Below are 26,741 nucleotides of genomic sequence, written 5' to 3'. Positions count from 1 at the left end.
TTTTCTGATGAAAACAACTATCCCTACCACTTTTAGGTGATAGGGATAGTTGTTTATTATAAAATTAGTATACTTCTTGTTTTGATGATAATTGTGACTTAGTTTTAGTAATGACATATTCTGAAACTAAGAAACATACTATTACACAAGTAATGGACACTGAAAAATATTTTACCCAAACAGATAGCTCTATTTTTTGCATCATATATGCGATGGGCAAAACAATCCCCTGATGAATATAATAAATCGTATAGGAATTGGCTGATAACCTTCGCCATAAATAGGCTTTACTATTGACATATTTCTGAAAGAAAGTGATCAAGCCAAATGCAGCCGTCAGACAAAAAAACGAATGGACGAGTGCATGACCCGCTTTAAGAGTTATTGGTGTCGTATCCATAAATGTAATCCGATAGTAGGTAAATACCAACATCATAATAATCCCCAAGCTACCCCAGCAAGCAAACCTTGGCATATAACCTCGTTCAGTAAACCATTGATTTTTCCATCCATAGATACCTAAAGCAAAATAAGATAAACACAGGAAGAATCGACTTGGTTGAAAAGAAATAACATATAACTTACTCAGCCATGCATCGGCATGAAAGAAAAGGTTTGGAATAAAAAATCCTACTGCAGTTAATAAACCAAATAACAAAAAGAATCCTATTGATGGATCTGATTTCTCGATCTTTCGTTGGAACATTGATGGATTGACTTTATAGATAATCGTCGATACCAAATAAAACCATGCTAAATCTCCTAAAAACCAATAGTGGGCGTGATTAAAATTAACATCTGTAAAAAAAAGAGTACCTAAATAGGATAGATAAGCTGGTGGCGTACTTGTACGGCTATACCAAATCATATAAGTAATTGCTGGTGCAAAAAGAAATACCCCGGCAATCCAAGGAAGAACAATTCGAAAAAATTTTTCTCGTACAAATGTACTTATCTCTTTTTTCTGTAAGACAGGCACGGTAAAATATCCAGCAATTAAAAACATAATAGGCATAATAAAAACATCTGTGTCCATAACAAATAGATTAAAAATAGGATTGTGTTGCGTATCAATGACATACCACCATTGTGGTGCAGGAGCCATATAACCAATAGCTACATGAAATATGATGACCAATAGCACAATAAAAGCGCGCAAATTATCCAAAAAATACATCCTATTATTCAAACCATTTTCCATCCAATCACCTCATTTTATTCATCTTAAGTCTCTATAACATCCGACTTCAACATGACATTATACTTGCGATTTCCTATCCTCACCAGACTCACATATCGATTATTCTTCTATTGTAGATTATATTTTTTACTTTTTAAAGGTATAATAACACAAATTGATCCGTTCTTTTTGATAATTTCTGCTAAAATTACCATTTTAAATAAAATGATTTATTTACTATAAAACTGGTTAATCCATTTCATTCAGTAAATAATTTGCCATTTTACGATGTGGTCCTGCAAAAGAAATCTTATCCCAGTCACTCTTATTGACCCAGAAAAGATCTTTTCCAAGAGGTCTGTTACCATCTTCATAAGTGCAGTGATAGAAGGAAATATCCCATTTTCGGTGACTGAAAATATGAATACACTGCAATAATAACTTTGCCATTTGGACTTCCTGCCCTGTTTCACATAAAAATCCTCTCTGGAATACTTCCATTGAGTTTTCACCTACAGGAATTTCAATCGCAGGAAATTCCCACATCCCGGCAAGCAAGCCTTTTTTAGGTCTTTTACGCAATAAAAAAAGCTCACCATCTTGTAAAACTCCTGCCACCACCTCTACAGGTACAGGTGGCACTTTTTTCTTTTTGATTGGTAATTGCTGCTGCATTCCCTTATCTTTCGCACAGCAAGATTTAAGCAGCGGACACTCTTCACAACGAGGTGCTTTGGGAATACAAACCGTTGCTCCCAAATCCATCAATGCTTGATTAAAATCTCCTGGACGATCAATTGCCATTTCCTTTTCCACCTGTTCACGAATCTGACGTTTTATCATAGGAGTAGCAATATCTCCTTCAATACAATACAGGCGACTAAATACACGAAGAACATTACCATCAATAGCAGGTTCTTTTTGATCATAAGCAATACTTAAAATAGCCCCTGACGTATAATCACCAATACCAGAAAGTCCTGCCACCTCATTTTTCGTCATAGGCATCTGACCATCATAAGAAGTCGCTACCTCTCGAGCACCTTGATGAAGATTACGCGCCCGGGAATAATAGCCTAGTCCTTGCCAATACTGGATTACTTCGTCTTCCTGAGCCTCTGCTAAGCTTTGTAAAGTTGGGAATCTTTCGATCCATCTTTCAAAATATGCTCTGACCACCTCTACTCTCGTTTGTTGTAACATCACTTCTGAAACCCAAATTTTATAGGGATCTTTATCTCTGCGCCACGGTAAGTCCCGCTTACACTCATCATACCAATTCAATAAACAATCAGCTAACTTCATCATAATCTCCTTTTCTAATGGGGATGATTCTTTTATGCATTATAGAGCAATAGATAAGAGTAAAAATAGGTATAATAAAAGCACTATTTTTCTTTACGATAAATAGTGCTTATATTTCATACTTATCTCTGATCAAAATTCAAAACCTTCTCTTTGCCTTCATTGTAATAGGAAAGGAGAATTTCGTCAATACCATGTATAATATATCTCAAGAGAGAAGGTGAATACTGTTGAAAGAAACACATTCAAATCATTGGAGCATCGAGGCACGCGCCTTTGAAATCAAATATACTCCCTTTAGTCACAATTTTTGGGTACTGGCGCACTCAAATCATCCTATTGATCAGCTCCATGGATTGGCATTTGATCCCTACGAGAAGGTAACAAGAGCTATCGGAAGTTCATCCGATCTATTACAAGTCATTCACGACTCCACGATTGTATGGTCATTACAATCCAATCAGCCAACAGTGGTTTGCATCAGTGGTCATGAAGTAGAAGTTAAAAATCGATGGCAAGCTGCATTAAATTCGATTCCTGAAATAAATGAATTACACTTATCTTATCCTAATTTGTGGCAGCATTTTTATAAAAAAAATAGTAATACAATCTTTAATACACTTGGTCAAATTATGGGAATCCCAAAGCCTGCTCGCTTACTTTCAACTTGCGCTCCAGGAATCAATTTAATTATTTCCCAGGATATTATTAATCGCTATCATTATGCAATATAGAGAAAAGACCTGGCTTATACCAAGTCTTTAGCACCAAGGAAAAACCTTAGTTTTTTATCGATTGTCTATTTTGTCCATGGAATGCAAGTCATGTTGTTGCATCCGATGCCATGCAAGTTGCTCAAACTTGGTATCTTCTTTACCATAGTTACAATAAGGATCAATAGATATACCACCGCGTGGCAGGAACTTCCCCCACACTTCAATGTAACGTGGTTCCATTAATTTAGTAAGATCTTTCATAATCACATTGACCACATCTTCATGAAATCCACCATGATTACGGAAACTAAGGAGATATAGCTTTAAGGATTTACTCTCAACCATTTTAATGTTGGGAATATAACTGATGTAAATTGTCGCAAAATCAGGCTGACCAGTGATTGGACACAAACTGGTGAATTCAGGGCAATTAAATTTCACCCAATAGTCATTGTCAATATGTCGATTATCGAATACCTCTAAAATTTCTGGATCGTATGAATAATTATATTGGGTATTCTGGTTACCTAAAAGGGTGATCCCCTCTAACTCTTTCTCACTTCTTGGCATATTAATTCTTTATCTCCTTGATATCATCGTTATAAGCTTATTATATACTTGATAGAGATGCTTTTCAACATGAGTAGCAGAAGGCATAGAATTTTTACGGAATCAAGAAAGTATAATGCTCTCTTGATTCCAAGTAAGAACGACTAAGACTTCTGCCTGCATCTATAGACTTGGCAAAAACCAAGTCTTTTCTTAGGATATTATAAAACTCACACTCAAAAAGCCGAGTGGCTCTCACATAAAAGTGATAGCCACTCGGTTACTTTTTTCTGAAATAATATAACATGAGAATATAGATGTTTATTTTCAAGTGAGCATTAACATATAGCCGACTATCGTATTATCAATTAAAAGCTTTTTTATAAATTTCTAAGATTTCAGCTTCTGATGTATCTCTTGGATTTCCTGGTGTACATACATCTTGATATGCCATCTTCGCCAATTTAGGTAAGTCTTCTTCCTTACCGCCAATCTCTACGAGCTTCTGAGGAATACCAATTTTCTTGGATAAAGTAATGACAGCATCAACAGCGGCTTTGCGATATTCGTCTGCACTCAGGCTATCCACATCTTTCACACCTAAATTACGTGCAATTTCTCTATATTTTTCTCCCGTTGCAGAAGCATTGTACTTCATGACATAAGGTAATAGCAGGGCATTTGCCACACCATGCGGAGTGTCATAAACAGCTCCTAAGGAGTGAGCCATGGAGTGAACGATACCAAGACCAACATTCGAAAAACCCATGCCAGCAATGTATTGGGCTGTTCCCATACCATCACGAGCTTCAATGTTCGTGGGTTCAAAAACTGCTGTTTCAAGATGTTTTGCAATGAGTTCAATGGCTTTTAATTCAAACATATCAGTGAGTACCCAGGCACCTTTTGTGATATAACCTTCAATGGCATGAGTCAGTGCATCCATTCCAGTGGAAGCTGTCAGCTCCTTTGGCATAGAAATCATGAGTTCTGGATCAACAATCGCAATGATTGGTATATCTTTAGGATCGACACAAACCATTTTTTTAACTGCTACTTCATCTGTAATGACATAATTGATCGTAACTTCTGCTGCAGTTCCTGCAGTTGTAGCAACTGCAATGATGGGTACACTTTTATTTTTAGTATCAGCTACCCCTTCAAGAGATTTTACATCGGCAAACTCTGGATTATTGGTAACAATACCTATTCCTTTTGCTGTATCAATAGAAGAGCCACCACCAATGGCAACAATAACATCTGCTTTTGAATCGGCAAATTTTTTCACGCCACTTAATACATTTTCAATGGTAGGGTTTGGTTTTACATTGTCATAAATTTCATAAGGTATTTCTGCATCTTCCAAAATTTTGGTTACTTTTTGTGCAACATTAAATTTTAATAATTCCTTATCCGTTACAACAAGTACCTTTTTAAACAGTCTTTGTTTAATCTCTCCAGGAATTACACTGATTGCACCAGCTCCAAAGTAGGAAGTTTCATTCAATACAATACGATTTGCCATAACAAGCACCCCTTCTTATTATTATATTATTCTTGATAGAATACTTCTTATTATCAATTAGTGAGGACAAATGAAGCTTGGGCATCATTTGCAGAAACTATAAATTCCTTTTCCATATTATTTTTATGAAAAATAATATGATATTAGAACCACTTTGTCCTTTATAAATATTGAAAAAAATTGTCATTTTCCTCATTGATTACACTAAATTCAATGAAACATGATTGATAAAATTTACAAAGAAAAAGCAAGAATTGCTGTTTCTTATTATAAACAGTAATTCTTGCTTTTTTAATATTTTATTAAATTGTATTACATTTTACGTTTTGCAATGGCTTTGCGTACTTTATTCATATTTTCGATTATTTTATCTTGCTGGCGCAAAAGTGATCCGATATACAAAACATCAACAATTGCCAAATGAATGAGTCGTGAAGCCATAGCTTCTGAGCGGTAAGTAATTTCTCTGCCCATACCATGAAGTGCAATTGATGCTAGTTGGCTCAGTGGTGATCGCATATAACTTGTAATTGCAATCGTGGTAATCTGATTGTTATTAGCCATTTTAACCGCATCAAGTATATCCCGATTAGACCCTGTATGTGATACAGCAATGACTACATCTCCCGGCTCAAGCAAAGTGGCTGATGCTATTTGAAGATGTGGATCAGAATAAGCCCGTACTGAAATACCAAAACGCATAAAACGGTGTTCAATATCAGTAGCTACGACTGCTGACCCTCCTGATGCATAAACATAAATCCGCTTTGTGCTGATGATGGCCTTGATGGCCTTTTCAACAGCTTCTTCATCAAGAATTTTAATGGTATCTTGTAGCCCTTCATTTATTCCGTTGAATATTTTTCCAATCATTGTTCCAATGGAATCGACTGGGTCAACTTCTTTATAAACGGATTCCAATGGAGAGTACAGGTCCCCCGCTAGTGCAATTTTCAGCTCTTGATAGCCAGAAAATCCTAATTTTTTGCACAAACGAAAAACCGTTGCTTCTGCATTTTGTGCAGCTTCAGCGAGCTCTGTAATTGTCATATGTATAACCTCAGAAGGATTTTCAAGAATATAAGTTGCTGTTTTTTGTTCTGTTTTAGTTAAGTCATTAAAACCGCTTCGTATGCGGGGTAAACACGAAGTGAGTGTATTTTCGATTCGTTCCATTTCATAGCCTCCAAGTTTCGAAATAAAGAAGACTGAATTTAAGTGCAATTTTAATTCTAGCAAACTGTTCATGCCCTTTTGCAAGGACTTTCTTATGTAGAACCATTGTAACAGACACCTTACTGGCATGCAATACTGTTCCTTTTTTCAGAAAACTTATTTCTTTTTACTGAATATAAAAAGAAATATTTTTTCTTTTTATATTGCTTTTTACAAAAAAACACTATATTATAATAATTGAAAATTTAATTCATTTATTTTTATAATTTTGATAAATTATTTCAAAGGAGTGTGTCTATTTTGAATACAACACTAAGCAAATTACCAGCTTATCAACGAGCAATTGCCAAAGGTCATTTAGGATCTTGTGGAGCAATTTATAAAAATCTTGACCGCCCAATTATTGCAGTGGTTAATTCATGGAATGAAATTGTCCCTGGTCACTGTCATCTCAGAGAACTTGCTGAAGATGTAAAGAAAGGGATCATTGAAGCCGGTGGCTATCCTCTAGAATTTAACACTATTGCGATTTGCGATGGTATTGCCCAAGGTCATAACGGTATGAAATATGTATTACCAAGCCGGGAACTCATTGTTGATTCTATCGAGGTCATGATTCGCGCTCACGGCATTTTTGATGGTATGGTACTTCTTGGTTCCTGTGACAAAATTGTACCAGCGATGCTGATGGCCGCTGGACGATTAAATATTCCAGCCACTATGGTCACAGGCGGACCAATGATTAACAAGATCAAACCTGCTGAATCAAAGGCTGCTCGCCAACAATTTATTCGTGGGGAAATCGATGAAGAGAAATTGGTAGAAGTGACTGTTGATTATTATCCGACTGCTGGTGTATGTCCATTTCTTGGTACTGCCAATACCATGTGCATTGTCGCAGAAACCTTAGGTATGTCTCTGCCAGGGTCAGCAGCTGTTCCTGCACTGAGCGAGCTAAGACATAAAGTAGCCTATGATACTGGTACAGTCATTATGGACTTAGTAAAAAAAGATATTAAACCTCGTGACATTATGAATAAAGCTGCTTTTGACAATACAGTTGCTGTCGTCTTGGCAATGGGTGGTTCCTTAAATACAGTACTCCACCTGCCCGCTATTGCCCATGAGTGTGGTCTGAGCGTAACTTATGATGACTTTGATCGCATTAGCCGCTATGCTCCTTTAATTACAAGAGTTGTTCCTAACAGCCAAGAATATACTGTAGCTGATTTATATCCAGTTGGCGGCATCCCTACGATTATGAATGAATTAAAATCCATCTTGAACATGGAGACCTTAGCGATCAACGGAAAAACATTAACCGAAAATCTTGTAGATGCTAGACCTGCTGATGGCGCCATTATACGATCTTTTGACAAAGCATTTACGGCAGAAGGCGGCATTGCTGTACTGCGCGGTAACATCGCTCCAGAGGGTGCCGTGGTGAAAAGTTCAGCTGTTCCATCAGACATGTGGGAGTTTTCAGGTCCTGCAAAAGTCTTTAATTCAGAAGAAGATTGTATGGATGGGATTGATAATGGATCTGTTGTTCCCGGTGATATCGTAGTCATTCGCTACGAAGGACCGATTGGCGGACCTGGTATGCGCGAAATGCACCGAGTTACAGAAGTGATCGGAAAAATCGGCAATGTAGCAATCGTAACTGATGGCCGTTTTTCTGGTGCATCAGGCGGTTTATCAATCGGTTATCTTTCACCAGAGGCCGCAGAAGATGGACCGATTGGTTTAGTAAACAATGGCGACATGATTGATATTAATATTTTTGAAAGAAGTATTCATTTGAGAGTTGATGATGAGGAGTTAAAGCATCGTCGTGCAAATGCCAAACCAGTAGTCAAGCATGGAGACGACAGTGAATTTCTCAAACTATATGGTCAAACAACTACGTCATCATCAAAAGGTGCTGTACGCCGAAAAATCACATGAAAGGAGAAATTATGTTGAGGGCTTGGTTTACACCAAGTCCTCAATACAGGCAGAGATCTTAGTCGAGAAAGAAATATCCTTTCTTACTCCAAAAAAGACTATTAGAAAAATTGATCTATAAATCAAGGAGGAATTATAGTATGTTATTGGGAATTGTATTCATAGCTATTATTTTATTACTCATATTAATCACCAAAATGAAAATCAATCCATTTATATCTTTAATGATTGTTTCTTTTTTCGTCGGATTAGCCACAGGTATGCCTCTTGACAAAATAGTGGGTTCCATTCAGGCAGGGTTAGGCAATACTTTAGGATTCATTGCCATTGTACTCGCCTTAGGAACTATGCTTGGTAAGTTAATGGAAGAATCAGGGGCTGCTGAACGAGTCGCTCGCACCCTTATTGATGCTTTCGGTAAAGACAATGTACACTGGGCTATGATGTTTGTCGCATTTATTGTTGGTATCCCAGTGTTTTTCCAAGTTGGATTTGTGTTGTTATTACCTTTAGTATTCACAATTGCAAAAGAAACAGGCATGTCATTGCTTAAAATCGGCTTACCCCTTGTTGCTGGTTTATCCGTTGTACATGGCTTGGTACCACCACATCCCGCTGCAATGGCAGCCGTAGGTATTTTTAAAGCTGATGTGGGTAAAACCATTCTTTATAGTATCATCGTTGGTTTACCAACCGCAGTCTTAGCTGGACCAGTTTTTGCAACTTTTATTAGTAAAAAAATACAAATAACGCCCCCAGAAACCATAACAACTGCAGTTAAAACAGGACGTAGTGATCAAGAAATGCCTGGCTTTGGTATCACAGTTATTACGATTCTCTTCCCTGTTTTCTTGATGTTATTATCAACAATTTCTGATATTTATTTAGAAAAAGGTACTATGACCCGTTTAGTATTGAATTTTATTGGTAATCCTATCACCTCCCTCTTAATTTCTGTATTGCTTAGTTTATTTACCTTTGGTTTATGGCGTGGATTTTCTATGGAACAAGTCGGCAAATACTGTGATCAGTCTTTACCTTCCGTTGCCAGTATTTTAATGGTTATCGGTGGTGGTGGCGCTTTCAATAAAGTACTACTTGATAGTGGAGTAGGAACAGAGATTGCTAAGCTCGCAACATCTGCTCACCTTAACCCAATTATTCTCGGTTGGTTGGTCGCTGCTCTTATCCGCGTTGCTACTGGTTCTGCCACTGTTGCAATGCTCACTGCTGCTGGTATTGTAGCCCCAATTCTCGCTATGTCTCCTGGAACTAGCCCCGAACTTATGGTACTGGCTGTTGGAGCAGGTTCACTTGTTCTCTCCCATGTAAATGATGCAGGATTCTGGATGATCAAAGAGTATTTTGGAATGACTGTTCAGCAAACATTATCTACATGGACTGTACTAGAAACTATCATTGGTGTCGCTGGTCTAGCATTTACTTTATTACTTGCTACATTCATCGGTTAAGAACTTTTTAATTGATTAAAAAACTTCTATCCTGATTCCACAAAATGTAGTACAGTCATACTATCCAATATATAATATGGTGGCGTCAAGAATGGGATATGAAATATATCCCATTCCTGTCAATTTTTCCTTCCAATCTTTATCTATACTCTTTATCTAATTGTCCTTGTCTATTAATCAAAAGTAATTTTTGAAGGAGGTTATCTAACATGAATGATCAAAAAATAATTGGAATCGATATTGGTACAACAGGTTCTCGTGCCGTCATCTACTGCCAGGATGGTACAACCATTGGTAGTCAATCCGTAGAATATCCTTTGCACACCCCACAAGCTGCTTGGGCTGAACAAGATCCAGAAGAAATATTGCAAGGAGTTCTAAAAGTATTAAAAGAAGCAATTACTGAGGCAAAACTAAGTCCTCATGACATTGCTGGAATTTGCTTTAGTTCGGTCATGCATAGTGTCATTCCCGTAGATACGAATGGTAAGCCTCTAGACCGCATGCAAACCTGGGCTGACTCTCGTGCTCAGGACTATATTGGGAAAATTAAAGCATCTGATGATGCTAATACGATATACTTCAAAACAGGCTGTCCAATTCATCCTATGTATCCTTTATTTAAAATCATCTGGTTTAAAAATGAACGTCCAGAACTCTTTGCCCAAACAGCTAAATTTATTGGGATTAAAGAATACATCTGCCACCGTCTGTTTGGCAAATACCTTGTTGATGAATCCATTGCATCAGCTACAGCGATTTACAATCTTCATACGCGCACATGGGATCAAGACTTATTAGATATGATCGGAATTACGGCTGATCGCTTAGCAGAGGTCTTACCTACTACTCATATTGAACGAAATATTAATCCTGAAATAGCCGCTATGCTTGGTATCAGTCCAGATACTGCTATCATCTTAGGAGCTAGCGATGGTGTATTATCTACACTAGGATCAGGTGCTGTAAAACCAGGTCAAGTAACGGCTATGATTGGTACAAGCGGTGCAGTTCGAATGATTGTCGATAAACCTCAGGCTGATGAAAAACAACGTACTTGGTGCTATAACCTCGCTGGCGATACCTGGGTCTTGGGTGGAGCACTAAGCAATGGCGGAGTAGCATTTCGTTGGGCACGGGACAAATTCGCTGCAACAGAACAACGTGTAGCTGAAAAATTAGGCCTAGATGCTTATGAAATCTTAGGTCGTTATGCAGAGCAAAAACCAGCAGGTTGCGAAGGCTTGATTATGTTACCACTTTTCTCTGGCGAACGAGCTCCTCATTATAATGCCAATGCACGCGGAGTTCTATTTGGACTTAACCTGAATCATGGTAAACGTCATTTAGTACGTGCGACACTCGAAGGAATTATTTACCGGATGTTTAGCATCTTCAAATCGTTAGAGGAAGTTGCAGGATCTGTGAATGAAATCAGAGTGGGCGGCAGTTTTACTCGTTCAAGAGTCTGGGTTCAGATTATGGCAGACGTATTTGGCCGAGTCATTCAAGTACCTGGCGAACCAGAAGGATCAGCCTTTGGTGCTGCCGTTCTAGGAATGTACGCTTTAGGCATGATTAATGATCTAAAAGATGTGGAAAAATTTATTACAATTAAAGAATCTTATTATCCTAATGAAGAAAATCGTGAAATCTACCAACGGTTATTTGGTATCTACGAACGAGTCTACTGGAATCTACAAAATGAATTTGAAGAAATCGCTGAAATTCAACGCACGTGGAAAGATAAATATAGTAAATAATGAGGGGTTGTTATCATGACTAAAGAACAAGTCATTACGAGAATCTGTGAAACTGGTTTAGTCGCAGTAGTGCGAGCCGAGAGTAGCGATCAAGCAAAGCGAATTACGGAAGCCTGTATTGCAGGCGGAGTCAATGCCATTGAAATGACATTTACCGTTCCTAGGGCTCATGAAATTATCAGTGATTTAGCAAAAAGCTATTCAGAAGATGAAATCATTCTGGGAGCAGGTACAGTCCTCGATGCAGAAACAGCTCGAATTGCTTTGCTAAGTGGCGCACAATATATCGTAGCCCCATGTTTAAATTTAGAAACAGTAAAACTTTGCAATCGTTATCGAGTGGCCGTTATGCCTGGAGCTATGACCATTAAAGAGGTCGTTGAATGTATGGAAGCCGGCGCAGATATTGTTAAAGTATTTCCTGGCGATTTGTCTGGACCTGATTTCATTAAAGCCATTAAAGGACCATTACCTCATGCTCATCTAATGCCGACTGGAGGCGTGAGTGTTGATAATGTCCAAAAATGGATTAAAGCTGGGTGTGTTGCTGTTGGCGCAGGCGGCAGCTTAACAGCAGGTGCAAAAACTGGGGATTATGATTCCATCACTACGATTGCTAAACAATTCATTGAACAAATTAAGTTGGCTAGAACTAGTAAGTAATTACATTTCCTACCGCTAGTACTTGCCATAAATGGGATATAAGGCATGCTTCTACGTAAAGCATCAAGAGCCTTATATCCCATTTATACAATTATCTTTATAAAAATGTATGACTAAACCATGCTTAATTTTACTAATTAATCATAAAGGATTTATAATATATTGGCGAAAGGAAGGATAATCATGCAAAGGCTTTTGGAAGGGTTAGTAAAATTTAGACGTGGCGATTTTGAAGATCACCGGGATCTTTTTAAGGAATTAAAAGCAGAGCAAAAGCCTCATACACTGTTCATTACTTGCTCAGATTCTCGGGTGGACCCTAACATGATTACTGGGACCCTGCCAGGAGAACTCTTCATTATTCGCAATATCGCCAATTTAGTACCTCCTTACCGGCAAACCCCTGAATATGTAGCAACCACATCAGCAATTGAATATGCAGTGCTTGCTTTGGGTGTGGAAAATATCATTGTTTGCGGCCATTCCAACTGCGGAGGCTGCGCCGCATGTCTAAGGCCCTCTGATTTTTTGGTTAAAATGCCACATACGCGAAAATGGCTCGAGCTGGCTCACCCTGTTCGTGATCGCGTCTTAAAAGAAATTCCAGATAGTGATCCCGAAGCTCGCAAATGGATGATGGAGCAGGTTAATGTAGTGGAACAACTCAAACATCTCATGGCATATCCCTATATCCGCCAAAAAATAAGTTCAAGACAATTGACATTAAGTGGTTGGCATTACATTATCGAAACTGGTGAAGTCTTTATTTATGATAAAAATATAGGAGAGTTCCTATTGGCTAATGGCTAAACAAGAAAACTGATGATTACTTTCGCTATCTTCTATAGATAGAAAGTAATCATCAGTTTTTTGTCTAGCAATTTACTATTTCCGCCCCTTTAATATCAATTGATGAATGATATCACCATGAATTCCATGGGCACTTTCCATGACTGTCTCAGATAAACTAGGATGGAGATGAATCGTGTGACCAATTTCTTTTGCTGTTAAGCCATTACGAATTGCAATTGCCCCTTCCATAATTAAATCACTGGCGTGGGCGCCAAGAATATGCATACCAAGTACCTTATCACTTTCAGCGTGAGCAATGATCTTGACTAAACCATCCGTTTCACCCATAGAAACGGCTTTACCATTACTAGCAAAATTAAATTTACTCACTTTTATATTTATGTTTTGTTCTTGGGCCCCTTGCTCCGTAAGGCCAACCATAGCAAGTTCTGGTGTAGTAAAAATGCAGCCTGGCACGGCGCTGTAATCCATACTGACCTGACGTCCCAATGCATTTTCTGCAGCAACGATTCCCTCTGCTGAGGCGGCATGAGCCCACATTTCTTGTCCAGTTACATCACCAATGGCATAAATGCCAGGTATATTGGTTTCCATTTTATTATTCACTATAATTCCAAGCTGACTGTAATCAATACCTGCCGTTTCAAGACCAAGCCCAAGGACTACAGGTTTGCGCCCCGTTGCGATTAATACTTTTTCTATAATAATTTCTTGAATTGCCTTACCATTATCAAGAGAAACCTTAACGCCCTCAGTATGTTGCTCAATACGAATTACTTTTGTATTGGTCAGTATTTTTATGCCCTGCTTGCGTAAAATAGGCGCCATACGTTTGATTACATCATTGTCAATATTAGGTAAAATCGTCGGCAGCATCTCCACCACTGTTACTTCCGAACCAAAATCTCTAAAAATAGCGGCAAATTCAATCCCCACAGCACCTGCACCAATAACCATCATACTAGCTGGTACATGATTTATTTCGAGGAGTTGATTGCTGTCAATGACGTCAGGTAAATCGTGCCCTGGTATCGGCAAAGTCATAGGTGCAGATCCTGTGGCAATAATAATATTTTTTGCTTCATAATGTGTGTCTATATCACCTTGCCTGATGCTCAGCTGATTTTGTCCCTTTAAAACAGCTTCCCCATATACCATCTCAATCTCATTACTTTTAATTAACTGCTCAATACCACCTCGCAGTTTACTCACAACTTGCTGTTTACGCTGGGTAATGGCATCAAAATTAAAACCAATATGATCGGCCTCTAGACCAAATTCATGACAATTTTGAAGTTCCCTCCATTTTTCAGCACTCTTGAGTAAGGTTTTCGTTGGTATACAACCACGATTCAAGCAAACTCCACCTAACATATCTTTTTCCACCAATAATACTTTTCCGCCAAGTTGAGCAGCTCGTATGGCAGCCACATAACCACCAGGACCTCCGCCAATCACTGCTATATCATATACCACTTTTCCCCCTCCTTTAGTACGATCATGATCGACTTAACGTAGCTTATTCCAAGAATCTTGACTGTATTTCGTAGATATTAACTCTTGACTTACAGCCTGTTCTTTTGCTGTAAGCTCTGCCTTTATTAACTGAATGCCAAGGACCGATTCAAAGGCTGCTGGCATGGGATCATACACTTCTTGCCATGTGACTGGCCGCCCTAAGGCTTCTTCGATGGATGTAGCCCTGCTCTTTAGCATTTGAATCATCTGTTCTCGTTTTTCTGCCGACGATAATCTCAATAATTGAGTAAACTTCTCGGCCGAAAATTGTAAAAGTATCGATCCATGCTGCAAAATAACTCCATTTTTGCGTACTTGAGCACTGCCCACTAGTTTTCGCCCTTCGACTGCAATTTCAAAATGAGAAGGGGCATCAAAACAGGCCGCTGAAGCAGGCTGTTTTTTTCTTTGTCCATAAGCCGCTACCGGTACTGTCATATGAGCTTGTATTCCTAATTCCTCAAGACCTCTTAATAGGCCATTACTAAAATAGCGATAGGATGCTGTGATCGTTTTTGGAATAAGAGGATCATCTTCCTGAACTACGATGCTATAAGTAAGTTCGGCATCATGTAATACGGCTCTGCCCCCAGTCAATCGACGCACCACATCAATCTTATGCTCTTTACATTGCTCTAAATCGATTTCAGACATAGCCCGTTGAAAATAGCCTAAACTAATGGCTGCAGGTTTCCAGCCATAAAACCTAAGGGTAGGAGGAACTTTCCCAGCACTATGGGCTGATAATATAGCCTCATCAATAGCCATATTGGTTGCAGCATCAGCAAGCCCACTGTTAACAAGTCGCCAGTTCATCATATTCTCCCTTTACTATCCCACACTCGTCAATGGCCTTCGTGATTTCTAAGGTCGTCAGATGACGGGGATAATTATAAATAAGACCACCCGGACGTTCATTATAATAAGGGCGATTACAATCATCACAACCACTGGTTTGAAAAGCCTGACCATCGCCGATTATAGAAAGTAGTTCCCTCTCTGGCATGTTAAATTTGGAAATGGTTCCACCCTGATACTCAATAACTCCTTGTTTATACCCACTTTTTAGTAAGGAGTGGGCAATCTGAATGCGCCGATATTGACCGATTGATGGTGGTAAATGAGCAGCCCAAGGAGTACCACGGACGGGTGTAAAAGCAAATAAACCGACTGTAATTCCTTGTTCGATACAAGCTGCCATCCGCCTTACCATCTCCTCTTCACTTTCTCCGAGGCCCACAATCAGATGAGTTGTAATACAACCTGGCAAAACCTTGGCACACGCTAGTAAGAGATTCCATCTGGGAGACCAAAGTCCATCTTTTACCTTCTCATATAATGTTGGCGTAGCAGCATCTAGGGCAATACAAACACGTTGAGCTCCCCTTGCAACGAGTTCTTTGGCCTGCTCTACAGTTTCTAGATGACTGGATATACAGATGGGCACTTCACTACTCCTATGTAATAAATCTAGAGCACTCATAGTCCGATCCCAGCTACTATTATTGTCCACTACTTGTAAACAAGCTCGTTTAATTCTACCTGCTCCATAGGATTCTCCAATTCCAACAGCCGCTTCTTCTTTAGTAAAACTAGGCCAAGTCACTCTGGAAAGAAGATCAACTCGCGACTCACTACTTCGTGACTGAGCACAAAACTGGCAGTTATTTTTACATTTCTCCCCTAGCATAATATATGCAGTCGTGGGCAAAACATCAGCTTTCGTTTTCTTTTTACCAATTACACAGGCTGTGCCTGCGGAAAGTTTCCAAAGGTTCATAATACGCAGCACTCCTCGCTTCTTAGGATGGATATGCCTAATTCTTTTGCCAGTGCCACAGCTTTGGGAGTAGGGTTTACAATGGTATCTATACCAATTTTAACAGCCCATTCATCAATTTCACTCCGATAACGCCCGCCCGGTCTCATACAACCTAAGTGAATAGGCACCAAGGGACAAGTTTCACGCGCCCATTGTAACAGCTTTACTACTTCTTCTATGTTAGGTGGCAAACAATCCGCATAAGGAGTGCCACGAGTCGGCGTAAAGATAATAAAGGTTAAGGCATCCATACCGAGTTCTTGTAACAGTTCTACCGCCCGATATTCGCCCTTGATCTGACCACCGTGCAGTCCAATACAAATATGAGGCATAACCTTCACTTGTTCCCGTAATTTTTGATAACACTGGATATAATCACTGACGGACCGTTCAAGACCAAAGACTTCATGAATGGTTTCATCGTCCCCCACAAAATCAAAAGAAACACAATCTGCAATCTCGGCGATCTTAGCTACTTCATCCTCCTCAATTAATCCTACATGAAGGTTGTAACGCCTGCCCTGCTTCACAGCCTTGAGCTGAGAAACATGCTGACCGATAGGAACGGTTCCATCAGCCTTACAGCCACCGCTAATCAAAAAACTTGTAGCATGACTCTCCTTGATAGCGGAAATCGGTAACATATGTTTTAAATAATGACCACTGCAGTGAGCGCAATTTTGCTCACACTCACTGCCTGTAACGCTAATGGATTTTGTCTGATGAGGATAAGCAAAACGCATTATCCTTTCCATCTTACAACCGGTTTACGAGCAGCCATGGTTTCATCCAAACGTCCAACGACTGTCGTATGAGGAGCACTCTTAATTTGGGTGGAATCCTCCTTGACTTCTTGGGCAATTTTTCTCATCACAGCAATAAACTCATCTAAGGTCTCTTTGCTTTCTGTATCTGTCGGTTCAATCATGAGAGCTTCTTCCACAATCATAGGGAAATAAATAGTCGGGGGATGATATCCATAATCTAAGAGGCGTTTGGCAATATCGAGTGTGCGAACTCCATGCTGAGTTTGCTCCTTAGATGTTAGAATACATTCATGCATACAAAAACGAGTAAATGGGGCATGATACTGTTGTCGTAACTGACTTAAACAATAATTGGCATTCAGTACAGCATCTTCACTCGCTTGGCGAAGACCATCAGGGCCTAAAGCGCGGATATAAGCGTAGGCACGGACAATCACCCCAAAATTACCATAAAAAGAATGTACCTTACCAATCGATTGGGGACGATCATGATCTAGACCATAGCTAGTGCCATTAAAAGTGAGTACCGGGGTTGGCAAAAATGGAATAAGACTACTCTTGACGCCAACTGGCCCTGATCCTGGACCGCCACCGCCATGTGGCGTACTAAAGGTTTTATGAAGGTTAAAATGGACAACATCAAACCCCATATCTCCAGGTCTAACAATCCCCATAATGGCATTGGCGTTAGCCCCGTCATAATATAACAAGCCACCTGCTTCATGGACAATGGCAGCAATTTCTTCAATCTTGGTTTCAAACAATCCTAGGGTACTGGGATTGGTTAGCATGAGAGCCGCTGTATCTGGCCCTACCACTGCGCGGAGTGCATCTAAATTGATCGATCCATCTGGATTTGATTTGATTTCCACGATTTCTAACCCGCATACCGCCGCCGAGGCAGGGTTAGTACCATGAGCGGAGTCAGGCACAATGACTTTATTTCTCCTTTCTCCTCGGTGACGATGATAGGCCCGAATGAGTTTTAACCCTACCAATTCACCATGGGCACCAGCAACTGGCTGCATAGTAACAGCATCCATTCCTGAAATTTCAGCAAGATACTGCTCCATATCATAAAGTAGTTCTAATGCACCTTGCACCGTTTCAGGCTGCTGCAGAGGATGAATCAAAGCAAAACCTGGATAACGAGCAATGTCTTCATTCACTTTTGGATTATACTTCATGGTGCAAGAACCCAAGGGATAGAACCCTGAATCGACTCCGAAATTTCGCTGAGATAATTGAGTATAATGGCGCATCAAATCCAGTTGACTGACTTCTGGCAGGGCAGCAGGATTTTTCCGCAAAAATTCTTGGGGAATGAGTGTGGTAATCTCTTCTTCTGGTACATCACATGTAGGCAAATCTACAGCACAGCGCCCTGCTTTCCCTATTTCAAAAATCAAGGATTTAGTTTTCCTCATACCATCGCCCCCAATTTTTCTACCAAACGGCTAATCTCTTCCTGTGTCCGATTTTCCGTTATGCACAGTAACATACAGTTTTTAAGTTCTGGGTAATAAAGGCCAAGATCCAATCCGCTAATGATTTTTTCCTGCAATAATTCTTTATTAATTTCAGCAATGGATTTTGGGCAGCGTATCACAAATTCTTTAAAGTAGCTCGCTCCAAATACAGCAGTGACTCCTTCTAACTTAGTCAGTTCACGATAGGCATAATGAGCTTTTTGCAGTGATAATTCAGCCACCCGATGTAATCCTTCCTTACCAACAGCACTCAAATATACGGCAGCTGTCAAAGCACATAAGGCTTCATTAGAGCAGATATTAGAAGTGGCTTTTTCCCGACGAATGTGTTGCTCTCTCGCCTGTAAGGTTAACACGAACCCTCTATTTCCATCGTGATCCACCGTTTGCCCTACAATACGACCAGGCATTTTACGCATTAATTTTTCCGTTGTCGCAAAAAAGCCTAGATAAGGACCACCAAAAGCAGTCGCAAGGCCCATGGATTGACCTTCCCCCACCACGATATCAGCACCCAATACACCGGGCGCTTCTAGAATCCCGAGAGAAATAGGGTCAACGGCTACGATTAGCAATGCTCCTTGAGCATGAGCCAAGTCAGCCAGTTTTTTTATATCTTCGATGCACCCAAAAAAATTAGGTGATTGGATGATAACAGCAGCAATCTGTTTATTAATGAGCGAGGTAATTTCTTTCTGACTCCCAGTACCATCTTCATAACCAAACTCTGTGATTGTATAGCCCCGATCCATTCCATAGGTAGTGAGGACGCTGCGATAATGAGGATGCACTGTATTTACGACCAGCACCTCACTGCGACCCGTAACACTGCAAGCCATCATAGCAGCCTCTGCTAAAGCCGTACCACCGTCATACATGGAAGCATTGGAAACTTCCATCCCTGTTAGCTGACAGATCATGCTCTGGTATTCCCATAAAGCCTGTAAGTACCCTTGAGAAATCTCTGGTTGATATTGAGTGTAAGCCGTATAAAACTCAGAACGTCTTATCACATGGTCAATTACACTGGGTATATAGTGATCATAAGCCCCTGCACCCAAAAAACAGGTATAATCTTGAAGGTTGACATTAACCCCTGCTAACTTTTGTAAGGATTTCACCAAATCCAGTTCTGACATGGCAGCAGGTAATTGCAGAGGATGATTAAATAATAACTGTGCTGGAATATCACTAAAAAGTTCTTCTACTCTCTCTACACCAATTGCATTGAGCATAGTACGTCGATCTTCTTGGGTATGAGGTAAATAGCTCCATGTCATGTTACTGACCTCCCGCCCCTATCAATTCTTCATATTCATCACTACTTAGTAATTCTCCCAGATCAGTTTCAGCGTCCATTTCGATGACAGCTAGCCACCCCTCACCGTAAGGATCTTCATTCATAATTTCAGGGGCATCCGTAAGGGCCTCATTGACTTCTACAATTACGCCGCCAACAGGTGCATAAATATCAGATACGGCTTTTACTGACTCGACTACCGAGAAACCCATCCCTACAGCAATATGGCTATCAATAGTCGGCACCTCAACAAAAACCACATCTCCAAGCTGAGATTGCGCATAATCAGTTATTCCGATCCTCGCGCGATTGCCCTCAATTTTTACCCACTCATGGTCCCGAGAATACTTTAATTCTGCTAGAATTTTCATCCTTATTTCCCCTCTCTTTTATAAAATGGCTTAGGAATGACCTGGGCAGCTACCCTTTTACCACGAATCTCTATCTCAAATTCCTGTCCTACTGCAGCAAACTCAGCTTCTACTAAAGCAAGCCCCATATTTTTATCTAAACTTGGCGAATAGCTTCCTGTGGTAACAGTCCCAATCCATCGCCCGTCAGCTATTACTGGATATTCTGCTCGAGCAATTCCCCGCCCAGTCACAATAAAACCGACAACTTTACGTTTCAAACCATTTTTCTTTTGTAGAGCCAAAGCGGCAGAACCGTTAAAATCACCTTTATCCAGCTTCACAAAGAAGCCAATCCCTGCTTCTAATGGTGAAATATCCTTCGACAATTCATGCCCGTAAAGGGGCAGACAAGCTTCAAAACGCAAGGTATCTCGACAACCGAGGCCTGCAGGTAACAAACCATAAGACTTACCAATGCTCATGATGCACTCCCATAAGGCAGCAGCATCTTCTGGACGACAATAAATTTCAAAACCATCTTCCCCAGTATAACCAGTTCTTGATACAAGAGTTTCCTTACCTGCCACCATGACCTTAGGTAAAAACCAATAATACTCTAGTTCGGCAAGAGGAGCATCAGTCAATTGACTCAAAATACTCTGTGCCAAAGGACCTTGCAGAGCTAGCTGGGCTGTCTGGTCAGATTGATTTATTAGTTCTATATCAAATTCCCTTTTATTCTCTACCATCCACTCCCAATCTTTTTCAATGTTAGCGGCATTAATGACTAATAGGTATTCCTCGTCACTATATTTATAAATCAACAAATCATCAACAACACCACCATCTGAGTAGCACATTGGCGTATACTGTATTTTATGATTGACGAGGCGCGCTATATCATTGGTGACTAAATTTTGTACATAAAGGAAAGCATCGGGTCCTTTAACACGAACCTCACCCATGTGTGAAACATCAAATAAACCAGCTTTTTCCCTCACTGCTCGATGCTCCTCTAAAATCCCAGTATACTGAACTGGCAATAACCAACCTCCAAATTCAACAATTTTGCCACCGTATTTTAAATGAGTTTCATATAGAGGTGTCTTGCGCCCTACTGTCATAATCCATCCTCCTCTTCTTTATTGTTTTTTAAAAATAAAGACAGAGACAAAGGCGGACGAATCCACCTTTGTCTCTGTCTGTTGTACCTGAGAGTTTTGCCTAACTAGGCTCCCCATCGGTGACGCCCATTTTACGGGCGTGCTCTCCAGAGTATAGTCAGGTTACGGTCCTCTTTGCCTGAGAGTTTGACAAAGTTCTTGCTCCTTCGGCGCCGCAGTTTGCGATCTCTCCCATAACCATCATTCTACACATTATTGTTTTTTCACATTTATAAATATTCTAACAAATTAGTTAATTTGTGTCAACATTATTTCATCCTTGCAATTTTGTCCCCTTATATCTTACTGATCACATTTTTTGCTATCGATGGTTGAGGTGGACTTATATACTATATGCTCAGCTTCTTGTTTAGGCATCTTGGCTAAGGCTTCATAATCATTGATTTTTCCAATATCCCACCAATCATAATCCTGGATAAAACCATATACCTCCTCTCTTTCATGTAATAAAACGGGGAAAACATCACCTGGCAAATCAACTTCCCTCTTATCTGGATTAAATCTTTCAATATAGGGAAAAATTGTTTTTTCTAATAAATAAGTTCCTGTACTGATTGGACGATCCAAGTTTTCTTTTTCAAGAAAATTTATTATTTTATTATGACTATCGATCTCCGCCAGTCCTACTTCCAAACGGTATCGAGTTGACAAAGCGACTGATACCATCCCATTGTGCTGCCTGTGAAATTCGATCAAGTCATGATAATCTAAGTGACAAATTGTATCTCCTGGTATAACTAAAAAATGTTCTTCCTCATGTAATCGGTCACGGGCACGCCAAACCTCTCCCGCCTTACCTGCAGGCACCAAGCCACGACTATATTGAATGTTTATACCCCATCTTTCTCCATTACCAAAATAATTCTCAATCTGTTCGCCCAAGTAACTGATAGCGAATATATACTCACGTATGCCATAAGAGATCAAGTACAGTAGTATCCATTCAAGTAGTGGCTTACCATGTAATGGCACCATGGGTTTTGGTATATAATCAGTAATTGGACGTAATCTTGTTCCTTTACCAGCCGCTAAAATCAATGCCTTCATTGAGAACTTCCCTCCATTAATGTTTCTGCCCAATCAGCGGCTACTTTGCTTCCTCCATATTTTTCTCCTAATGATTTGAGATGCTCAGCTCCTCTGCGATAACTGGGATTATTGATAATATTTTGTATTGCCTTCACCAAAATATCAGCTGTTAATGTTGCTTTGTTTAATACGATTCCCGCACCATACTCAGAAAGGACAGCACCATTGTCCTCTTGTTCTCCTATGGAAGGTACTACCACAGCAGGTGTTCCACAAGCAATACATGTCATCAAGGTGGACGATCCACCATGAAAAACAGTGACGTCGCTGGCCTTGATCATTTCAGTCCCTGGAACATAGCCTTTAATCATCGCATTATTTGGTGGATCATACTGTAAGATAACTTCAGGTTGGATTACCATACCAGTAGCGATAATCCCTGTTACCTCCGGTATTAATCTCAGAGCATCTAATACAATCTTTAAAAATTGTTCCCCAATCAGCGATGAACCCCCACCGATTGTTATGTAAACCATCAATTTATTTCGATCACCCATATGCATTTGCTTTAAGTCTTCCTTTTCCGGCAATTGATCAGGGTACTCTATTAATAAGGGACCAGTAAATCTAATCTTCTCTTTTATGCCCATGAATTTCTGCCCAAAATCTTCAAATGTTATTCCGCCACTGATCTCTGGCATACCTTCTAGAATAATGATATCTGCCATTTTAAAGACATCAATCATTCCGTCTATTATTTTTTCCGATTCTTCTTGTCCATTACCTTGCAGTCTATCGGCGAGCATCTGAAAAGTTTTCTCTCCATGCGGCTGCAAAAATACCATCATAGAAGGTATTCCCAATTGCTGAGCCGTTCGTGATCCACTAAGAGTACCACTAAGAATAAGATTGGGCTGTTCTCTTTTCCCGATCTCAATTTCAATTTTAGCAATTGCGTTCATTACTTCTTTCATTTTTGTAGTCATTTCTTCTTTTGGCATATTTAATCGCCGTTGCTCATCATTATAAACTTCCACCTCAGGCATATCTTCCACTTCAATGACATGGATTCCAAAGTCTTTAATAATAGAAACTAATTTACCAGCTGCAATAAATTGAATATCATGACCCCGGCGTTGCAGAGCCTTGGCTATTGCTATGACTCTCATTGTCTGCCCCATGATTGTACCTGTACCCATTTGTGCTGTGCATAAAACTTTCATGTAAAAAATCCTCCTTAACTTCGTTGACGATTAAATGCTGTTGGGAAAGGAATTCATCAAGCAAATTGTGAAAGTAATCTCTGTAATGTTCATAAATCATACTCCGCACTTCAGGTTTGGTGGGAAAATCATTGGTTTCACAGATTGACGCTTTCACTGAACCAAGCATATTCCCTAGTACTACAGCAATCAGCGGACTATGAATTTTTGCATAAGCGTAGATAAACCCTGCCGACGCAGAATCGCCGCAGCCTATCGTATCTACGACCCTCCCAACATCAGTCACTGGAACAGTTGCCCAGAATATTTTATCCTGACGCTGCCAGGCAACCAAAGATGACTGATCACCAAATGTAATCCAGCAGGCAACTAGCCCTCTTTTCACTATACTAAGGGCATATTGCAGATAATCCGTAAATTCTCTAAGAAGTTGTCCTGAAGCCCACGATGCTTCTTTATCGTTCATTTTGAGAATATCAATGTGATTGAGCCATTCATCAGAACAGATCCAATTCTTCCTATACCGTTTTCCAGCTTCGTTTACACCCGTTACTAGACCATGAACATCTAAAAAGATTGTAGCCTTAGTTTTACTTCTGAATTGCTCTAATTGACTAAGAGGTATATCCGTTTCATTGAGCGGCATTAATATTACATAATCACATTCTGATAAAAGGCTTAATTCTTCAGCTGAAATAGGTTCCATCACTTGGGTTTGACAACTCGTACGCTCATGCTCATCAACATATGTTAAATCAATTCTGGTTCCCGTTGTATTTGAAATATTAATACCTACCATATTAATATTAGGATGGTTAAGAAATTCTTTAACTTGTAATCGATCTTCTGAAGATACATGAGACAAACAAATAACAACGTCCTCTGTTCCTTCCACTAACTTCGCCAACACTTGTGCAGTATAATGAATAGCTCCGAATTTACAAAGGATTTCTCCATTTGGCCATACAATCCGATCTTTCGATATTGGCCCTACAATACCAAATTTCATAGTACCCTCCTGCCGAATAAATGAATATTCCTATTGCTGACATATAACGTGAAAAACAACTTGGAAATTAAACCTGACAACCAGCATTATTTTAATTTCTTCCTTTGTCTTTCCTTAGATTGACTTTCCTTAATCAGATCAGGAACAAGTTCGGATGCTAACTCCACTTCAGAAACTATATTTTCAGCAAATAATGTGACGCCTGCTTCTTCTAAACCGCTTCTGTCATTCCCTTTTTCTAACTTAGCTCCTCCCATAAACAAACTGATAACGATACCTGCAATCGCAATGAGCATGGCAACCCAAAATACGATTTGTAGAGATTCTGAAAGAGCATTTTTAAGCGGTAGAAGGAATAGTTGCTGAAGATTTTCTGGAATCATCTGAATGGTCTCTGGGCTTAATAGCATATTAAATAAACTGTGAGGATCAGATTGTCCTCTTGCTAGTATATCGCCTAATGGACTTACCTCTATATCAGGAATACTCTGTATGACGGGAAAAAAATCTTTTTTCATAATGTTATTTGAATAGCCATTAAAGATTGAAGCAAGCACTGTCATACCAAGAGTTCCGCCAATGCTGCGAAAAAACTGTGTTGCTGAGGTTGCCACCCCACGGCGTTCAGGTCCAAATGCACTTTGTACTGCAATCGTGATAATGGGCATGATCATCCCCATCCCAACACCCAATATAACGATATAAAAGATCGCTCTATATTGGGTCGTATGTATTGTCATTGTGCTCATCAAATAGAACCCTAATGCCATAAAAGACATGCCGACTGCGTACATCGAACGAAACGGAATCTTCGTTGCAAAGCGCCCAGCAATAATACTTGTGAGCATCAAGGAAACCATCATCGGCAACATGGTATTACCAGAACTTGTAGCACTAATTCCAAGAACACCTTGAAAAAAAAGGGGCAGAAAGATAAGAGAGCCAAACATCCCTAGTCCCATAAGAAAACCGACGATGTTACTGATCAAGAAGACTCTATTTTTAAATAACTCTAAACTAAGCACTGGATCAACAGCTCGTTTTTCGGCAGAAATAAAAACCATCCAAGAAACTAAAGAAATCCCCAATAAACTAATGATTGGCCATGATAACCAGGGATAATTCGTACCACCAAGATTTAATCCTAAGAGCAGACCAAAGGTACCTATAATGAGAGTAATAACTCCCGCATAGTCAATGACCACCTTATCACTGAGAATTTTTTCGCCTTTTAAGCCAAGATGTATTGTCATTGTCGCCAAAATCCCTATGGGTAAATTAATATAAAATACCCATTTCCAGGAAGAATAATCAACAATCCATCCTCCTATCGTGGGGCCAACAACAGATGACAATCCGAATAAAGCACCCATAAGTCCCTGCCATTTACCACGCTCTTCGATGGGAAATATATCACCAACAATGGTCATTGCGAGTGGCATCATAATCCCTCCACCGATACCCTGCAATGCGCGATAAGCAATGAGTTGCAACATGTTCGTGCTCGTACCGCATAGAGAAGATCCAAGCATGAAAATTACAAGTCCTGCAATATAAATCATCCGACGTCCATATAGATCTGCAAGCTTTCCTGCTATGGGTACCACTGTTGTCGAAGTCAGCATATATGCTGTAGTGACCCATGTCATAATACTGAGTCCGCCAAGTTCACCGATAATCCTAGGCATGGCTGTCCCTACTACTGTTTGATCTAGGGAAGAAAAAAATAATGCCAGGAATAATCCTGTTAATAACATATTACGTTGATTTTCTGTATGCATATTCTCCTCCTCAGTGTTTCGTGGGCCTTTACTTTATTATGATTCCCTCCTCCAGAAAAAATATGACCAGTCTAGCATTTATCTCCAATCATTGCAGAACAAAAAAAGGTCCCAACTCTGTGTTTTTACAAGAGTTGAGACCTTTGGGGGTTTTTT

Annotated in this window: 23 protein-coding genes and 1 riboswitch; of the genes, 6 read left to right on the top strand and 17 right to left on the bottom strand. The window is 39.7% G+C overall.

The features are described 5' to 3' along the window. Nucleotides 1-64: 64 nt before the first annotated feature. Complete coding sequence (locus ACAN52_RS09795) at nucleotides 65-1,201, bottom strand: acyltransferase family protein (protein ID WP_378954538.1); 1,137 nt, start codon at nucleotides 1,199-1,201, stop codon at nucleotides 65-67. 228 nt (nucleotides 1,202-1,429) lie between these two features. Beyond that, nucleotides 1,430-2,488 carry an A/G-specific adenine glycosylase gene (gene mutY / locus ACAN52_RS09790; protein WP_378954537.1) on the bottom strand — a complete coding sequence of 353 codons (1,059 nt, stop codon included), beginning with the start codon at nucleotides 2,486-2,488 and terminating at the stop codon, nucleotides 1,430-1,432. Nucleotides 2,489-2,715: 227 nt separating this feature from the next. On the opposite strand from mutY, the gene ACAN52_RS09785 reads away from it, so the two are divergent. Further along, on the top strand, nucleotides 2,716-3,219 hold the full coding sequence (locus ACAN52_RS09785; protein ID WP_378954536.1) for a hypothetical protein: 504 nt from the start codon (nucleotides 2,716-2,718) through the stop codon (nucleotides 3,217-3,219). A gap of 54 nt (nucleotides 3,220-3,273) precedes the next feature. Here the strand turns inward: ACAN52_RS09785 and queF are convergent, their stop codons facing one another. From queF to ACAN52_RS09770, 3 genes are all read right to left on the bottom strand, one after another. Next, nucleotides 3,274-3,771: a preQ(1) synthase gene (gene queF, locus ACAN52_RS09780; protein ID WP_378954535.1), complete on the bottom strand. Its 498-nt coding sequence runs from the start codon at nucleotides 3,769-3,771 to the stop codon at nucleotides 3,274-3,276. Between the two features lie 343 nt (nucleotides 3,772-4,114). Then, entirely contained in the window at nucleotides 4,115-5,275 is a 1,161-nt protein-coding gene (gene fucO / locus ACAN52_RS09775) for a lactaldehyde reductase (RefSeq protein WP_378954534.1), read from the bottom strand. A gap of 312 nt (nucleotides 5,276-5,587) precedes the next feature. Continuing rightward, entirely contained in the window at nucleotides 5,588-6,451 is an 864-nt protein-coding gene (locus ACAN52_RS09770) for a MurR/RpiR family transcriptional regulator (protein ID WP_378954532.1), read from the bottom strand. Between the two features lie 300 nt (nucleotides 6,452-6,751). On the opposite strand from ACAN52_RS09770, the gene ilvD reads away from it, so the two are divergent. The 5 genes from ilvD to ACAN52_RS09745 all read left to right on the top strand — a co-directional run bounded on the left by ilvD (nucleotide 6,752) and on the right by ACAN52_RS09745 (nucleotide 13,106). Then, on the top strand, nucleotides 6,752-8,398 hold the full coding sequence (ilvD, locus tag ACAN52_RS09765) for a dihydroxy-acid dehydratase (protein ID WP_378954530.1): 1,647 nt from the start codon (nucleotides 6,752-6,754) through the stop codon (nucleotides 8,396-8,398). Between the two features lie 140 nt (nucleotides 8,399-8,538). Then, nucleotides 8,539-9,870 carry a GntP family permease gene (locus tag ACAN52_RS09760; protein ID WP_378954529.1) on the top strand — a complete coding sequence of 444 codons (1,332 nt, stop codon included), beginning with the start codon at nucleotides 8,539-8,541 and terminating at the stop codon, nucleotides 9,868-9,870. 209 nt (nucleotides 9,871-10,079) lie between these two features. Beyond that, the gene (locus ACAN52_RS09755; protein ID WP_378954528.1) at nucleotides 10,080-11,633 is read left to right on the top strand and encodes a gluconokinase; all 1,554 of its coding nucleotides are present in this window, start codon (nucleotides 10,080-10,082) and stop codon (nucleotides 11,631-11,633) included. A gap of 15 nt (nucleotides 11,634-11,648) precedes the next feature. Next, complete coding sequence (locus ACAN52_RS09750; protein WP_378954527.1) at nucleotides 11,649-12,296, top strand: bifunctional 2-keto-4-hydroxyglutarate aldolase/2-keto-3-deoxy-6-phosphogluconate aldolase; 648 nt, start codon at nucleotides 11,649-11,651, stop codon at nucleotides 12,294-12,296. A gap of 183 nt (nucleotides 12,297-12,479) precedes the next feature. Further along, entirely contained in the window at nucleotides 12,480-13,106 is a 627-nt protein-coding gene (locus ACAN52_RS09745; RefSeq protein WP_378954526.1) for a carbonic anhydrase, read from the top strand. Nucleotides 13,107-13,181: 75 nt separating this feature from the next. Here the strand turns inward: ACAN52_RS09745 and lpdA are convergent, their stop codons facing one another. The 12 genes from lpdA to ACAN52_RS09685 all read right to left on the bottom strand — a co-directional run bounded on the left by lpdA (nucleotide 13,182) and on the right by ACAN52_RS09685 (nucleotide 26,585). Then, entirely contained in the window at nucleotides 13,182-14,585 is a 1,404-nt protein-coding gene (gene lpdA, locus ACAN52_RS09740) for a dihydrolipoyl dehydrogenase (RefSeq protein ID WP_378954525.1), read from the bottom strand. A gap of 33 nt (nucleotides 14,586-14,618) precedes the next feature. Continuing rightward, nucleotides 14,619-15,446: a biotin/lipoate A/B protein ligase family protein gene (locus ACAN52_RS09735; RefSeq protein WP_378954524.1), complete on the bottom strand. Its 828-nt coding sequence runs from the start codon at nucleotides 15,444-15,446 to the stop codon at nucleotides 14,619-14,621. Further along, nucleotides 15,424-16,407: a radical SAM protein gene (locus tag ACAN52_RS09730; RefSeq protein WP_378954523.1), complete on the bottom strand. Its 984-nt coding sequence runs from the start codon at nucleotides 16,405-16,407 to the stop codon at nucleotides 15,424-15,426. Before ACAN52_RS09730 ends, ACAN52_RS09735 begins: the two co-directional genes overlap by 23 nt. Further along, the gene (locus ACAN52_RS09725; RefSeq protein ID WP_378954522.1) at nucleotides 16,404-17,192 is read right to left on the bottom strand and encodes a radical SAM protein; all 789 of its coding nucleotides are present in this window, start codon (nucleotides 17,190-17,192) and stop codon (nucleotides 16,404-16,406) included. The genes ACAN52_RS09730 and ACAN52_RS09725 overlap by 4 nt, the downstream gene beginning before the upstream one ends. Then, complete coding sequence (gcvPB, locus tag ACAN52_RS09720; RefSeq protein ID WP_378954521.1) at nucleotides 17,192-18,643, bottom strand: aminomethyl-transferring glycine dehydrogenase subunit GcvPB; 1,452 nt, start codon at nucleotides 18,641-18,643, stop codon at nucleotides 17,192-17,194. Before gcvPB ends, ACAN52_RS09725 begins: the two co-directional genes overlap by 1 nt. Further along, on the bottom strand, nucleotides 18,640-19,986 hold the full coding sequence (gcvPA, locus tag ACAN52_RS09715) for an aminomethyl-transferring glycine dehydrogenase subunit GcvPA (protein ID WP_378954520.1): 1,347 nt from the start codon (nucleotides 19,984-19,986) through the stop codon (nucleotides 18,640-18,642). Before gcvPA ends, gcvPB begins: the two co-directional genes overlap by 4 nt. Nucleotide 19,987: 1 nt before the next feature. Continuing rightward, on the bottom strand, nucleotides 19,988-20,377 hold the full coding sequence (gene gcvH, locus ACAN52_RS09710; RefSeq protein WP_378954519.1) for a glycine cleavage system protein GcvH: 390 nt from the start codon (nucleotides 20,375-20,377) through the stop codon (nucleotides 19,988-19,990). Between the two features lie 2 nt (nucleotides 20,378-20,379). After that, nucleotides 20,380-21,483 (bottom strand): glycine cleavage system aminomethyltransferase GcvT, encoded by a 1,104-nt coding sequence (gene gcvT / locus ACAN52_RS09705; RefSeq protein ID WP_378954518.1) that lies wholly within the window; start codon nucleotides 21,481-21,483, stop codon nucleotides 20,380-20,382. A 155-nt stretch (nucleotides 21,484-21,638) separates the two neighbouring features. Next, nucleotides 21,639-21,727, bottom strand: a riboswitch (glycine riboswitch). Between the two features lie 98 nt (nucleotides 21,728-21,825). Next, nucleotides 21,826-22,590, bottom strand: coding sequence for an NDP-sugar synthase (locus ACAN52_RS09700; RefSeq protein ID WP_378954517.1), 765 nt, complete (start codon nucleotides 22,588-22,590; stop codon nucleotides 21,826-21,828). Then, the gene (locus ACAN52_RS09695) at nucleotides 22,587-23,795 is read right to left on the bottom strand and encodes a glycosyltransferase (protein WP_378954516.1); all 1,209 of its coding nucleotides are present in this window, start codon (nucleotides 23,793-23,795) and stop codon (nucleotides 22,587-22,589) included. The genes ACAN52_RS09700 and ACAN52_RS09695 overlap by 4 nt, the downstream gene beginning before the upstream one ends. Then, the gene (locus ACAN52_RS09690; protein ID WP_378954515.1) at nucleotides 23,695-24,804 is read right to left on the bottom strand and encodes a carbohydrate kinase family protein; all 1,110 of its coding nucleotides are present in this window, start codon (nucleotides 24,802-24,804) and stop codon (nucleotides 23,695-23,697) included. The genes ACAN52_RS09695 and ACAN52_RS09690 overlap by 101 nt, the downstream gene beginning before the upstream one ends. 86 nt (nucleotides 24,805-24,890) lie before the next feature. Next, nucleotides 24,891-26,585, bottom strand: a complete 1,695-nt coding sequence (locus tag ACAN52_RS09685; RefSeq protein ID WP_378954514.1) for an MDR family MFS transporter — start codon at nucleotides 26,583-26,585, stop codon at nucleotides 24,891-24,893. Nucleotides 26,586-26,741: the final 156 nt, after the last annotated feature.

It is taken from the genome of Pelosinus sp. sgz500959 (assembly GCF_042610375.1).
Classification (GTDB): domain Bacteria; phylum Bacillota; class Negativicutes; order DSM-13327; family DSM-13327; genus CTSoil-075.
The sequence above is the reverse complement of the archived record's forward strand: the minus strand, read 5'-3'. Positions and strand labels throughout refer to the sequence as shown.